The following is a 12453-nucleotide window of genomic DNA, read 5'->3' on the forward strand; positions in this document are numbered from 1 at the left end:
GCTCCTTAAAAACCCAGACTGGACAGCAGATCATCGACATCGTCCTGACCGGACACGACGTCTTCACGCTTATCGGCATGAATCTGCGGACCTTCACCCCGAGTCGGATGTTTTTCTTGATCTTTTTCAGCGCGAAGCTGCTGGTGGTCATGTTCGATGCCGGCAAAACGGTCGACCTGACTGGCCATCAGCACGAGCTTGAGCAGGTTGCTTTCCACCTCGGTGACCAACGCGGTGACCCGCTTGATCACCTGGCCGGTCAGGTCTTGGTAGTCCTGAGCCAGCAGAATGTCGTTGAGGTGGCCGGAAACCTTGCGGTTGCCTTCGGCACTGTGCGTCAGGAAACTGTCGACCCGTTTGACCAGGTCACGGAATTCTGGCGCAGCGACTTCGCGGCGCATGAAGCGCTGCCAGTCCACGCTCAGGGCCTTGGCCTCACCCGCCAGGTCGTTGAGTACCGGCGTGCTTTCCTCGACCAGGTCCATGGTGCGGTTGGCCGCACCCTCGGTCAACTTGACCACATAGGACAGGCGCTCGGTGGCGTCGGTGATCTGCGAGACTTCCTCGGCCTGCGGCATGTTCGGGTCGATCTGGAAGCTGACGATGGCGCTGTGCAGCTCTCGGGTCAGCTTGCCGACTTCCTGGTACAGGCCACGGTCGCGGGTCTGGTTCAGCTGATGAATCAGCTGCACCGCCTCGCCGAAGCGACCCCGCTCCAGGCTCTCGACCAATTCCTGGGCATGTTTCTTCAGGGTCGTTTCGAACTCCCCCAAAGACGTTTGTGATGAATCCATGGCGCGCCCCCTGACGTGACTCAGCCGTTGACGCGTTCGAAGATCTTCTCGATCTTTTCTTTGAGCACCTGAGCGGTGAACGGCTTGACCACGTAACCATTGACGCCGGCCTGGGCCGCTTCGATGATCTGGTCGCGCTTGGCTTCGGCGGTCACCATCAGTACCGGCATGGTTTTCAGCTTCTCGCTGGCGCGGACTTTACGCAGCAGGTCGATACCGGACATGCCCGGCATGTTCCAGTCGGTCACCAGGAAGTCATAGTGGCCGTTTTCCAGCATCGGCAACGCCGTGGTGCCGTCATCGGCTTCTTCGGTATTGGTGAAGCCCAGATCACGTAGCAGGTTCTTGATGATCCGCCGCATCGTCGAAAAGTCGTCAACGATGAGGATTTTCATGTTCTTGTCCAATTAGACCTCCAAGCAGTCTCAAACGCGCTCGGCCCCCGAGCACGCATTCATTCAATTCGGCACAACGTGAAACGACTGCAGCGTCTTCAAAGGCGAACGGTTGGCACTCAGCGCGCCCGCCATTCACCCAGACGGCTGCGCAAACGTGCGGCGCACTGGCTGTGCAGCTGGCTTACGCGCGACTCGCTGACCCCCAGCACCTCACCGATTTCCTTGAGGTTCAGCTCTTCGTCGTAGTACAGCGCCAGCACCAGCCGCTCGCGCTCTGGCAGGTTGGCAATGGCATCGGTCAGGGCAGCCTGGAAGCGCTCGTCTTCAAGATCGCGCGACGGCTCGACCTGGCCACTGGCGCCGTCCTCGTGCAGCCCTTCGTGCTCGCCGTCCTGCAACAGGTCGTCGAAGCTGAACAGCCGGCTGCCCAAGGTATCGTTCAAAATCCCGTAGTAATCGTCGAGACTCAATTGGAGTTCGGCCGCAACCTCATGATCTTTAGCGTCGCGACCGGTTCTTGCTTCAACAGCGCGCATTGCGTCACTGACCATGCGTGTGTTGCGGTGCACCGAACGCGGTGCCCAATCGCCTTTGCGCACCTCATCGAGCATCGCGCCGCGGATGCGGATACCGGCGTAGGTTTCGAAGCTGGCGCCCTTGCTGGCGTCGTACTTGTTGGCCACTTCCAGCAGGCCGATCATGCCGGCCTGGATCAGGTCTTCGACCTGGACGTTGGCCGGCAGCCGCGCCAGCAGGTGGTAGGCAATGCGCTTGACCAGCGGGGCGTAGCGTTCGATCAGCTCGTACTGGGCGTCTTTCGACGCCCTGCTGTACATCTTGAAGCCGCTCGCACTCATAGTACCGGTCCTGCGCTGGTGGGCTGCACCAGACGCTCGACGAAGAACTCCAGGTGCCCGCGCGGGTTGGCCGGCAACGGCCAGCTGTCGACCTTCTGCGCAATGGCCTTGAAGGCCAGCGCGCACTTGGAGCGCGGGAACGCTTCGTAAACTGCCCGCTGCTTCTGCACCGCCTTGCGCACGCACTCGTCGTACGGCACGGCGCCGACATACTGCAGGGCCACGTCGAGGAAGCGGTCGGTGACCTTGGTCAACTTGGCGAAGAGGTTGCGCCCTTCCTGCGGGCTCTGGGCCATGTTGGCCAGCACGCGGAAGCGGTTCATGCCGTAATCGCGGTTGAGCAGCTTGATCAGCGCATAGGCGTCGGTGATCGAGGTGGGCTCGTCGCAGACCACCAGCAGCACTTCCTGGGCCGCGCGAACGAAGCTGACCACCGAGTCACCAATACCTGCAGCGGTGTCGATCACCAGCACGTCGAGGTTGTCGCCGACATCGCTGAAGGCCTGGATCAGGCCGGCGTGCTGGGCCGGCGCCAGGTGCACCATACTCTGGGTGCCGGAGGCCGCCGGCACGATGCGCACTCCGCCCGGCCCCTGCAGCATCACATCGCGCAGCTCGCAGCGCCCTTCGATGACATCGGCCAGGGTGCGTTTGGGGGTAAGCCCAAGCAATACGTCGACATTGGCCAGGCCCAGGTCGGCGTCCAGCAACATGACCCTGCGGCCAAGCTCGGCCAGCGCCAGAGACAGGTTCACTGAAACGTTAGTTTTGCCGACGCCACCTTTGCCACCGGTCACGGCGATCACCTGTACGGGATGCATGCTACCCATGTCTGTTCTTTACCTTGTCTCGCTGGGACTCAGGCCACACGTGAGGCAATTCTGCGTGCCCCTTGGCATAGCTACTTTGCACACGCTTCATCATCAACCCGCTCGCCGTGGGTTGTGGTAGAGATCAGCGAACATGTCGGCCATGGCCTCTTCGCTGGGCTCATCCTGCTGTTGCACATTGACCGCGCGCGTTACCAGTTGGTGCGCCCGTGGCAAGTGCAAATCGTCAGGAATACGTGGCCCATCGGTCAGGTAGGCCACCGGCAATTCATGACTGATCGCAAGGCTCAGCACATCGCCGAGGCTTGCCGTTTCATCGAGTTTGGTCAGGATGCAACCGGCCAGGCCACACCGCTTGTAGCTGTGGTAGGCGGCCGTCAGCACCTGCTTCTGGCTGGTGGTTGCCAGCACCAGGTAGTTCTTCGAGGCGATGCCGCGGCTCGCCAGGGTTTCGAGCTGCATGCGCAGGGCCGGGTCGCTGGCCTGCAGGCCGGCGGTATCGATCAGCACCACGCGTTTGCGCAGCAGCGGCTCCAGCGCTTGGGCCAGCGACTGGCCCGGGTCGACGTAGGTCACCGGCACGTTGAGGATACGCCCCAGGGTCTTGAGCTGCTCCTGGGCACCGATGCGGAAGCTGTCCATGCTCACCAACGCCAGCTGCGGGGCGCCGTACTTGAGCACGTAACGCGCGGCCAGCTTGGCCAGGGTGGTGGTCTTGCCCATGCCGGCCGGGCCGACCATGGCGATCACCCCGCCCTCTTCGATCGGCTCGACCTCGGGAATCTCGATCATACGCGCCAGGTGCGCCAGCAGCATGCGCCAGGCCTGGCGCGGCTCTTCGATCTCGGTGGTGAGTTCGAGCAGCTCGCGGGCAATCGGGCCGGACAGGCCGATGCGCTGCAGGCGGCGCCAGAGGTTGGCTTGCTGGGGCTTGCTGCCTTGCAGCTGGCTCCAGGCCAGCGAGCCGAGTTGCACTTCTAGCAGCTCGCGCAGGCCCGACAGCTCCGAGCGCATGGCATCGAACAGCCGTGGGTCGACCGGCGCCGGGCTGGGTGCAGCGGCAGGCGCCGGTGCATCCACGTGCGGCTCGACCAAGGGTTCCGAGGCGGTCAGCGACTGCCCGGCGAACAATTGGCGGTTGTTGTCGCTGCTGTCGCTGCGCTGGTCCAGTTCGGCCTGGGCCGTGGCGATACGCGTGTGGGTCTTGCGCAGCTCTTCTTCAAGCTCGGCGTTGGGTACGCGCGGGGCCAGTGCGGACAGCTTGTAGTCCAGCGCCGCCGTCAATTCGACACCACCGGCAATGCGGCGGTTACCGATGATGGCGGCATCGGAGCCAAGCTCATCCCGGACCAGCTTCATGGCCTGACGCATATCGGCGGCGAAAAATCGCTTAACTTGCATTATCCACTACCTCAGCCGTTAGGGCCCACGGTGGCAACGATGGTGACTTGCTTGTTGTCAGGTATTTCCTGATACGCCAGAACATGCAAATTCGGTACAGCCAGGCGACCGAAGCGCGACAGCATGGCGCGGATCGGGCCGGCGACCAGAAGAATGGCCGGCTGGCCCTGCATCTCTTGGCGCTGGGCCGCGTCAATCAGCGAACGCTGCAGCTTTTCGGCCATGCTCGGTTCCAGAAGAACACCGTCTTCCTGACCCTGCCCGGCCCTTTGCAGACTATTGAGCAAAATCTGTTCCAACCTTGGCTCCAGGGTAATCACCGGCAGCTCCGACTCAACGCCGACAATGCTTTGCACGATGGCGCGACACAATCCGACGCGCACCGCCGCGACCAGCGCGGCGGTATCTTGACTCTTGCCGGCGTTGTTGGCGATAGCCTCGGCGATGCTGCGGATGTCGCGCACCGGCACCTGCTCGGACAACAACGCCTGCAAGACCTTGAGCAAGCCCGACAAGGAAATGACACCCGGCACCAGCTCTTCTGCAAGTTTAGGCGAAGCCTTGCCCAGCACCTGCAGCAGTTGCTGGACCTCTTCGTGGCCGATCAGTTCGTGACAGTGCTTTTGCAGGATCTGGTTGAGGTGGGTGGCCACCACGGTACTGGCGTCCACCACGGTGTAGCCCAGCGACTGCGCCTGGGAGCGCTGGCCAACGTCGATCCACACGGCCTCCAGGCCAAACGCGGGGTCGCGCGCGGCAATGCCGTTGAGGGTGCCAAATACCTGGCCAGGGTTGATCGCCAGCTCGCGGTCCGGGTAGATCTCCGCTTCGGCCAGAATCACCCCCATCAAGGTCAGGCGGTAGGCACTGGGCTGCAGGTCGAGGTTGTCGCGAATGTGCACGGTGGGCATGAGGAAGCCCAGGTCCTGGGACAGCTTCTTGCGCACGCCCTTGATCCGCGCCAGCAACTGGCCACCTTGGTTGCGGTCGACCAGCGGGATCAGCCGATAGCCCACTTCCAGGCCGATCATGTCGATCGGGGTAACGTCGTCCCAGCCCAGCTCCTTGGTTTCCAGCGCACGCTGCGGCGAGGGCAGCAGGTCCTGCTGGCGCTGCACCTCTGCCTGGGCCTTGGCCTTGACCTGCTGCTGTTTCTTCCACACCAGGTAGGCGCCGCCGCAGGCCATCAGGCCGAGGCTGAGGAAAGCCACGTGCGGCATGCCCGGCACCAGGCCCATGACGATCATCAGGCCGCCGGACACCGCCAGCGCCTTTGGCGAATCGAACATCTGCCGGTTGATCAGCTTGCCCATGTCTTCCGAGCCCGAGGCGCGGGTGACCATGATGGCTGCGGCGGTGGACAACAGCAGTGATGGCAATTGCGCCACCAAACCGTCACCGATGGTCAGCAGGGCATACACCTTGCCGGCTTCGCTGAACGGCATGCCGTGCTGGAGCATGCCGATGAGCATGCCGCCGATGAGGTTGATGAACAGGATCAACAGGCCGGCGATAGCATCGCCGCGCACGAACTTGCTGGCACCGTCCATCGAGCCGTAGAACTCGGCCTCCTGGGCCACCTCGGTACGGCGCGCCTTGGCCTGGGCCTGGTCGATCAGGCCAGCGTTGAGGTCGGCGTCGATGGCCATCTGTTTGCCCGGCATCGCATCGAGGGTAAAGCGTGCGCTTACCTCGGAAATACGCCCGGCGCCCTTGGTGACCACCACGAAGTTGATGATCATGAGGATGGCAAACACCACCGCACCGACCACGTAATTGCCGCCGATGACCACTTCACCGAAGGCCTGGATCACCTTGCCTGCGGCGCCGTGGCCCTCCTGACCATGGAGCATGACCACCCGGGTGGACGCCACGTTCAGCGCCAGGCGCAGCAAGGTCGCCACCAGCAGGATGGTGGGGAATGCGGCGAAGTCGAGCGGGCGCAGGGCGTACACGCAGACCAGCAGCACCACGATCGACAGGGCGATGTTGAAGGTGAAGAACACGTCGAGCAAGAACGGCGGTATCGGCAACATCATCATTGCCAACATCACCAGCAGCAACAGCGGCACGCCCAGGTTGCCCCGACCGAGACCGGCCAGGTTGTGGCGGGCGTTGCTGATTAACTGAGTGCGATCCACCGCGAGTCCTCTTGATGCAAAACTTTGACGCCCAGGGGGCGCCTGGGCGTGGCTCTGCAAGAAGCCTTCCAACTTTGCTATTTGGATGTACGCCGGGGATTTGGATGTATGCCGTGGGCCTTGGATGTACGCCGTGGGATTTTCGAATGCAGTTAGATCGAGCGCCGCCCGCGCGGCGCATCGCGACGCAAGGCCGCTCCTACATTTGTTTCGGGCCAGTGAGGCCTGTGCCATTTGCGCGCGACCGCCTTGTTAGTACGACGCGATATTTAGGCGGGCGCCAAAGGGCCGCGCGCCAATACCCCAGGAATAACTGGCCCGAAACAAATGTAGGAGCGGCCTTGCGTCGCGATGCGCCGCGCGGGCGGCGCTCGATCTCACAGGCGCCAAAACCCCATCGCCTGGCGCCTGTCAGCCATCACGCCGCAAATCCGGCGGAATCGGCAAATCGTCTTTCAAAGGCTCCGGCCGCTTGCCCTTGCCCGACCGGTACTGACGTATCTGGAACACATACGCCAGCACCTGCGCCACCGCCAGGTACAACCCCGCCGGGATCTCATGCTCAAGCTCGGTGGAGTAATAGATCGCCCGCGCCAGCGCCGGCGACTCAAGAATCTGCACCTTGTGCGCAACGCCGATTTCGCGAATTTTCAATGCCATGAAATCAGTACCCTTGGCCAGCAACAGCGGCGCCGCCCCGCCCTTCTCCGGGTCGTATTGCAGCGCCACCGCATAGTGCGTCGGGTTCGTGATGATCACGTCCGCCTGCGGCACCGCGGCCATCATGCGCCGCTGCGATGCTTCGCGCTGCAACTGGCGAATACGCTGCTTGACCTCAGGCTTGCCCTCCGAGTCCTTGTACTCGTCACGCACTTCCTGCTTGGTCATCTTCATTTTCTTGTGCGTCTGCCACAGCTGGAACGGCACGTCCGCTGCCGCGATCAACAGCAACCCTGCCGACATCCACAACGCACTCCAACCCACCACCTGCAAACTGTGGATGATCGCCTGCTCCAGCGGCTCGTTGGCAATCGACAACAACGCCTGGCGGTCACTGACCAGCACCACCACCGCCACAATCAGGATCGCGAAGAACTTGACCAGTGCCTTAAGCAATTCGGTCAGGGAATTCATCGAGAACATCCGTTTGATCCCCGACAGCGGGCTCATACGGCTGAATTTCGGCTGTAGCAGGCTGCCGGAAAATACAAAACCGCCCAGCGCGATCGGGGCAACGAACGAGATCACGAACAGCAAAATCAGCACCGGCTGCACCGCCCAGATCGCCATCTTGCCGGAGGCCAGCAGGAATGCGCCCATCGACCGCTCGTCGACGATGATCTCGCGGGTCAGGCTGAAGTTCATGCGCATCAGGTTCAGCAGCGTCTCGGCCAAGTGCCCGCCAAACATCAGCAGGCCACCGGCACCGGCCAGGGTCACCGCCACGGTGTTCAGCTCCTTGGAGCGGGCAACCTCGCCTTTTTCACGCGCGTCGCGTTTGCGCTTTTCGGTGGGGTCTTCTGTTTTGTCCTGACCGCTCTCGCTTTCAGCCATGCTCAGCGCGCCCTCGCCAGATCACGCAGCCATTGCAGCGCATCGCTGGCCAATGCCTGGTAGTGGGAAAGAATATCGGCCAGGCCTATCCAGAAAATCCCCATGCCCATGACCAGGGTCAGCGGGAAGCCGATAGAGAAGATGTTCAACTGCGGCGCCGCCCTCGTCATCACGCCAAAGGCGATGTTCACCACCAGCAAGGCTGCGATCACCGGCAAGATCAGCAATAGCCCGGCGCCAAACACCCAGCCCAGGCGCCCGGCCATTTCCCAGAACTGATTGACCACCAGCGCGTTACCCACCGGCAAGGTGGTGAAGCTTTCGGTGAGCACCTCGAACACTACCAGGTGCCCGTTCATCAACAGGAACAGCACGCTGATCAGCATGGTCATGAACTGGCTGATCACCGTGACGTTGACACCGTTGGCCGGGTCGACCATCGAGGCGAAGGCCATGCCCATCTGCACCGCGACGATCTGGCCGGCGATGACGAAGGCCTGGAACAGCAACTGCAACGAGAAACCGAACAACGCCCCGACGATGACCTGCTCACCACACAGCAGCAGCCCCTGCAGGCTCAACGGGTCGAATTCGGGCAACGGCGGCAGCGCCGGCACGATCACCACGGTGATGGCCACCGCCACGTACAGGCGCACCCGCGCCGGCAGCATGCGCGTGCCGAAGATCGGCATGGTCATCAGCACCGCCGTCACCCGGAACAACGGCAGGATGAAGGTGGCGACCCAGGTGCCGATCTGCGCGTCGGTCAGCTCCAGCATGGCCGTGTCAACCGATCAGCTGCGGGATGCTGGTGTAGAGGGTGGTGATGTACTCCATGAACTTCTGCACCAGCCACGGCCCGGCGACGATCAGCGTAACCAGCATCACCAGCAGGCGCGGCAGAAAGCTCAGGGTCTGTTCGTTGATCTGCGTGGCAGCCTGGAACATCGCCACCATCAGGCCCACCAGCAGGCTCGGCACCACCAGGATGGCGACCATCAGCGTGGTCATCCAGAGGGCATCGCGGAACAGGTCGACAGCAACTTCAGGGGTCATGCGTGGCTCTCCTTGGCAGCGTCAGACGCCGCCGAAACTACTGGCCAGGGTGCCCATGATCAGCGCCCAGCCATCGACCAGGACGAACAGCATGATCTTGAACGGCAGCGAAATGATCAGCGGTGACAGCATCATCATACCCATCGCCATCAGCACGCTGGCGACCACCATGTCGATGATCAGGAACGGGATGAAGATCATGAAACCGATCTGGAACGCGGTCTTGAGCTCTGAGGTGACGAAGGCCGGTACCAGGATGGTCAGCGGCACCTGGTCGGGGCCGGCGATGTCGGTGCGCTTGGACAGGCGCATGAACAGGTCCAGGTCGCTCTGCCGGGTTTGCGCCAGCATGAAGTCCTTGAGTGGCCCCTGGGCTTTGTCGATGGCCTGCTGGGCGGTCATCTGTTCCTTCAGGTACGGCTGCAGGGCATCCTGGTTCACCCGGTCGAACACCGGCGCCATGATGAACATGGTCAAGAACAGCGCCATGCCGGTCAGGATCTGGTTCGAAGGCGTCTGCTGCAAACCCAGGGCCTGACGCAAAATCGAGAAGACGATGATGATGCGGGTGAAGCTGGTCATCAGGATGACGAACGCCGGGATGAAACTCAGCGCCGTCATGATCAGCAGGATCTGCAGGCTGACCGAATACTCCTGCTGCCCGTCCGCCCCATTGGACAGGGTAATGGCCGGGATCGACAGCGGGTCGGCGGCCAGGGCCAACGGCGCGGCCAGCAGCAGCGCCAGAGTCAACATCATGCGCAGCACGCCGATCATCACTTGTTGTCCTTAGGGTCCTTGCCCATCAGCTCCATCAGCCGCTGGGCGAACTCCGGCGTCGCCTGACGAGCAGTGGCGGGCACTTCCACGGGTTCGGCCAGCACATGCAAAGCCTCGATACTGCCTGGGGTATGGCCGATCAGGATCTGCTCCTTGCCGACCTGCACCAGCAACAGCCGGTCACGCGGGCCGATGGCCCGGCTGCCGACGATCTCGATCACCTGCCCACCCTTGACCGCCGTGCCTTGCATACGGCGCAACAACCAGGCCAGGAAGAAGATCAGGCCCACCACCAGCAGCAGGCCAAAGACCATCTGCGCCAGTTGCCCACTCAGGCTGCCGGGTGCGGCGGCGGTGGTCGCCGCAGGGCTGGCCGCCGCACAGGCCAACTGGCTGGCGAACAGCCCGGCAAAGGCGGCGCTGGCGCGCATCGAGCCCTTCACTCAGCGCAGCTTCTTGATACGTTCGCTGGGGCTGATCACGTCGGTCAGGCGGATGCCGAACTTCTCGTTGACCACCACCACTTCGCCATGGGCGATCAAGGTGCCGTTGACCAGCACGTCGAGCGGCTCACCGGCCAGGCGATCGAGCTCGATCACCGAACCCTGGTTGAGCTGCAGCAGGTTGCGGATGTTGATCTCGGTGCTGCCCACTTCCATGGAAATGTTCACCGGGATATCCAGGATCACGTCCAGGTTGGGGCCTTCCAGGCTGACATTTTCGTTCGGCCGCGGCGAGCTGGCGAACTCTTCCATCGGCAGGCGGCCCGCGCCGCTGTTGCCGGTGTCACCGCCCAGCAGCGCATCGATATCGGCTTGGCCGGCGTCACCGGTTTCCTCCAGCGCCGCGGCCCATTCGTCGGCCAGGGCCTGATCCTCTGGGGAGGTGATCTCGTTTTCGTTAGCCATGATTTCCTCGACAGGCATTCAATTCGTAGTGAGCGACCGGCACGCCGTCAGCGGCGTTCGATCGGGTCGATGATCTGCAGCGCCAGGTTGCCCTTGTGCGAGCCCAGGCGCGCCTTGAACGACGGCACGCCGTTGGCGCGCAACACCAGGTGTTCGGGCAGCTCCACCGGGATCACATCGCCCGGCTGCATGTGCAGGATGTCGCGCAGCTTCAGCTGGCGGCGGGCGACGGTGGCGGTCAAGGGCACGGCAACGTCCAGCACGTCCTCGCGCAGGGCCTTGACCCAGCGCTCGTCCTGGTCGTCCAGGTCAGACTGGAAGCCGGCATCGAGCATCTCGCGCACCGGCTCGATCATCGAGTACGGCATGGTCACGTGCAGGTCGCCGCCACCGCCGTCCAGCTCGATGTGGAAGGTCGACACCACCACCGCCTCACTGGGACCGACGATGTTGGCCATGGCCGGGTTGACCTCAGAGTTCATGTACTCGAAGTTGACCGGCATGATCGCCTGCCAGGCTTCCTTGAGGTCGACGAAGCACTGGTCAAGGACCATGCGCACCACCCGCAGCTCGGTCGGGGTGAACTCACGGCCTTCGATCTTGGCGTGACGGCCGTCACCCCCGAAGAAGTTGTCCACCAGCTTGAACACCAGCTTGGCGTCGAGGATGAACAGCGAAGTGCCACGCAGCGGCTTGATCTTGACCAGGTTGAGGCTGGTCGGCACATACAGCGAATGCACGTACTCGCCGAACTTCATCACCTGCACGCCGCCCACCGCCACGTCGGCGGAGCGGCGCAGCAGGTTGAACATGCTGATGCGGGTGTAGCGGGCAAAGCGCTCGTTGATCATTTCCAGGGTCGGCATGCGACCGCGCACGATCCGATCCTGGCTGGTCAGGTCGTAGCTTTTGATACTGCCTGGCTCGGAAGCGCTTTCGGTCTGCACCAGACCGTCGTCGACACCGTGCAACAGCGCATCGATTTCATCCTGGGACAGCAGGTCCTGTACGGCCATTGCGGACTCCTACTGCAATACGAAATTGGTGAACAGCAACTGGTCGATGACCGGCTTGCCGACTTCCTTCTGTGCGACTTCCTGGACCACGGCGGTGGCTTTCTGACGCAGCATTTCCTGCCCGACCGGGCTGCTGGCCAAGGTATCGAAGCCTTGCCCGGAGAACATCATCACCAGGTTGTTGCGAATCACCGGCATGTGCACCTTGAGGGCGTCCAGGTCGGCCTGGTTGCGGCCTTGCAAGGTGATGCTCAGTTGCATGTAGCGCTGGCGACCGTTCTGGTTGAAATTGACCACGAAGGCTGGGGTGAGGGCTTCGTAGAGGGCCGCGGGCTTGGCGTTGGCCGCGGCCGGGTCGGCTGCGGGGGCCGGCTCGCTCTTGTGCATGATGAACCAGGTGGCGCCCACCGAAAGGCCGATTGCCAGTACCAGGCCCAGCACCAACAGCAGGATCAGCTTGAGTTTGCCTTTTGTGGCGGGGTCTTTTACTGCTTCGGTTTTCGCCATGCCAATAATCCGTCGTCCATCGGGGGTTCACAGGAGGATGACGTGGCTTGAGCAAGTGTTATGCCAGGTTTTGGGGAGGAGGATGGAATGAGGTTCGGAGGGGTTTGTCGTTGGGCTTGTCGTTGGATGTGCAGCGCCTGTGAGATCGAGCGCCGCCCGCGCGGCGCTCGATCTCACAGGCGCTAAAAACCTAACGACATGCACCCTGCTC

General features: G+C 62.6%; 14 protein-coding genes. All 14 read right to left on the reverse strand.

What is annotated here, in order from left to right:
* Positions 1-5: 5 nt before the first annotated feature.
* The 14 genes from LOY26_RS19020 to fliL all read right to left on the reverse strand — a co-directional run bounded on the left by LOY26_RS19020 (position 6) and on the right by fliL (position 12242).
* Positions 6-794, reverse strand: a complete 789-nt coding sequence (locus LOY26_RS19020) for a protein phosphatase CheZ (protein WP_033699448.1) — start codon at positions 792-794, stop codon at positions 6-8.
* A 20-nt stretch (positions 795-814) separates the two neighbouring features.
* Complete coding sequence (locus LOY26_RS19025; RefSeq protein WP_161775562.1) at positions 815-1189, reverse strand: chemotaxis response regulator CheY; 375 nt, start codon at positions 1187-1189, stop codon at positions 815-817.
* 119 nt (positions 1190-1308) lie between these two features.
* Entirely contained in the window at positions 1309-2049 is a 741-nt protein-coding gene (gene fliA / locus LOY26_RS19030; RefSeq protein WP_033699449.1) for an RNA polymerase sigma factor FliA, read from the reverse strand.
* Positions 2046-2879: a flagellar synthesis regulator FleN gene (gene fleN / locus LOY26_RS19035; protein WP_027593013.1), complete on the reverse strand. Its 834-nt coding sequence runs from the start codon at positions 2877-2879 to the stop codon at positions 2046-2048. The genes fliA and fleN overlap by 4 nt, the downstream gene beginning before the upstream one ends.
* 93 nt (positions 2880-2972) lie before the next feature.
* A complete protein-coding gene (gene flhF, locus LOY26_RS19040; RefSeq protein WP_033699450.1) occupies positions 2973-4280 on the reverse strand; it encodes a flagellar biosynthesis protein FlhF in 1308 nt (435 codons plus the stop codon).
* Positions 4281-4291: 11 nt separating this feature from the next.
* On the reverse strand, positions 4292-6421 hold the full coding sequence (gene flhA, locus LOY26_RS19045) for a flagellar biosynthesis protein FlhA (RefSeq protein WP_033699451.1): 2130 nt from the start codon (positions 6419-6421) through the stop codon (positions 4292-4294).
* A gap of 411 nt (positions 6422-6832) precedes the next feature.
* Positions 6833-7975 carry a flagellar biosynthesis protein FlhB gene (gene flhB, locus LOY26_RS19050; RefSeq protein ID WP_033699452.1) on the reverse strand — a complete coding sequence of 381 codons (1143 nt, stop codon included), beginning with the start codon at positions 7973-7975 and terminating at the stop codon, positions 6833-6835.
* A gap of 2 nt (positions 7976-7977) precedes the next feature.
* The gene (gene fliR / locus LOY26_RS19055; protein WP_033699454.1) at positions 7978-8754 is read right to left on the reverse strand and encodes a flagellar biosynthetic protein FliR; all 777 of its coding nucleotides are present in this window, start codon (positions 8752-8754) and stop codon (positions 7978-7980) included.
* A gap of 7 nt (positions 8755-8761) precedes the next feature.
* Positions 8762-9031 (reverse strand): flagellar biosynthesis protein FliQ, encoded by a 270-nt coding sequence (gene fliQ, locus LOY26_RS19060; RefSeq protein ID WP_033699456.1) that lies wholly within the window; start codon positions 9029-9031, stop codon positions 8762-8764.
* Positions 9032-9052: 21 nt separating this feature from the next.
* On the reverse strand, positions 9053-9808 hold the full coding sequence (fliP, locus tag LOY26_RS19065) for a flagellar type III secretion system pore protein FliP (RefSeq protein WP_077068491.1): 756 nt from the start codon (positions 9806-9808) through the stop codon (positions 9053-9055).
* Complete coding sequence (fliO, locus tag LOY26_RS19070; RefSeq protein WP_047583666.1) at positions 9808-10242, reverse strand: flagellar biosynthetic protein FliO; 435 nt, start codon at positions 10240-10242, stop codon at positions 9808-9810. Before fliO ends, fliP begins: the two co-directional genes overlap by 1 nt.
* 12 nt (positions 10243-10254) lie before the next feature.
* The gene (gene fliN, locus LOY26_RS19075; RefSeq protein WP_027593021.1) at positions 10255-10719 is read right to left on the reverse strand and encodes a flagellar motor switch protein FliN; all 465 of its coding nucleotides are present in this window, start codon (positions 10717-10719) and stop codon (positions 10255-10257) included.
* 47 nt (positions 10720-10766) lie between these two features.
* Entirely contained in the window at positions 10767-11735 is a 969-nt protein-coding gene (gene fliM / locus LOY26_RS19080; protein WP_027593022.1) for a flagellar motor switch protein FliM, read from the reverse strand.
* A gap of 9 nt (positions 11736-11744) precedes the next feature.
* The gene (gene fliL, locus LOY26_RS19085) at positions 11745-12242 is read right to left on the reverse strand and encodes a flagellar basal body-associated protein FliL (protein WP_033699458.1); all 498 of its coding nucleotides are present in this window, start codon (positions 12240-12242) and stop codon (positions 11745-11747) included.
* Positions 12243-12453 lie beyond the last annotated feature (211 nt).

Source organism: Pseudomonas sp. B21-047 (assembly GCF_024748775.1).
GTDB classification, from domain to species: Bacteria; Pseudomonadota; Gammaproteobacteria; order Pseudomonadales; family Pseudomonadaceae; genus Aquipseudomonas; species Aquipseudomonas capeferrum.

Coding starts and splice junctions, on each gene's coding strand:
- LOY26_RS19020 (WP_033699448.1), bottom strand. CDS start 794: ATGGATTCATCACAAACGTCTTTGGGGGAGTTCGAAACGACCCTGAAG.
- LOY26_RS19025 (WP_161775562.1), bottom strand. CDS start 1,189: ATGAAAATCCTCATCGTTGACGACTTTTCGACGATGCGGCGGATCATC.
- fliA (WP_033699449.1), bottom strand. CDS start 2,049: ATGAGTGCGAGCGGCTTCAAGATGTACAGCAGGGCGTCGAAAGACGCC.
- fleN (WP_027593013.1), bottom strand. CDS start 2,879: ATGGGTAGCATGCATCCCGTACAGGTGATCGCCGTGACCGGTGGCAAA.
- flhF (WP_033699450.1), bottom strand. CDS start 4,280: ATGCAAGTTAAGCGATTTTTCGCCGCCGATATGCGTCAGGCCATGAAG.
- flhB (WP_033699452.1), bottom strand. CDS start 7,975: ATGGCTGAAAGCGAGAGCGGTCAGGACAAAACAGAAGACCCCACCGAA.
- fliR (WP_033699454.1), bottom strand. CDS start 8,754: ATGCTGGAGCTGACCGACGCGCAGATCGGCACCTGGGTCGCCACCTTC.
- fliQ (WP_033699456.1), bottom strand. CDS start 9,031: ATGACCCCTGAAGTTGCTGTCGACCTGTTCCGCGATGCCCTCTGGATG.
- fliP (WP_077068491.1), bottom strand. CDS start 9,808: ATGATCGGCGTGCTGCGCATGATGTTGACTCTGGCGCTGCTGCTGGCC.
- fliO (WP_047583666.1), bottom strand. CDS start 10,242: ATGCGCGCCAGCGCCGCCTTTGCCGGGCTGTTCGCCAGCCAGTTGGCC.
- fliN (WP_027593021.1), bottom strand. CDS start 10,719: ATGGCTAACGAAAACGAGATCACCTCCCCAGAGGATCAGGCCCTGGCC.
- fliM (WP_027593022.1), bottom strand. CDS start 11,735: ATGGCCGTACAGGACCTGCTGTCCCAGGATGAAATCGATGCGCTGTTG.
- fliL (WP_033699458.1), bottom strand. CDS start 12,242: ATGGCGAAAACCGAAGCAGTAAAAGACCCCGCCACAAAAGGCAAACTC.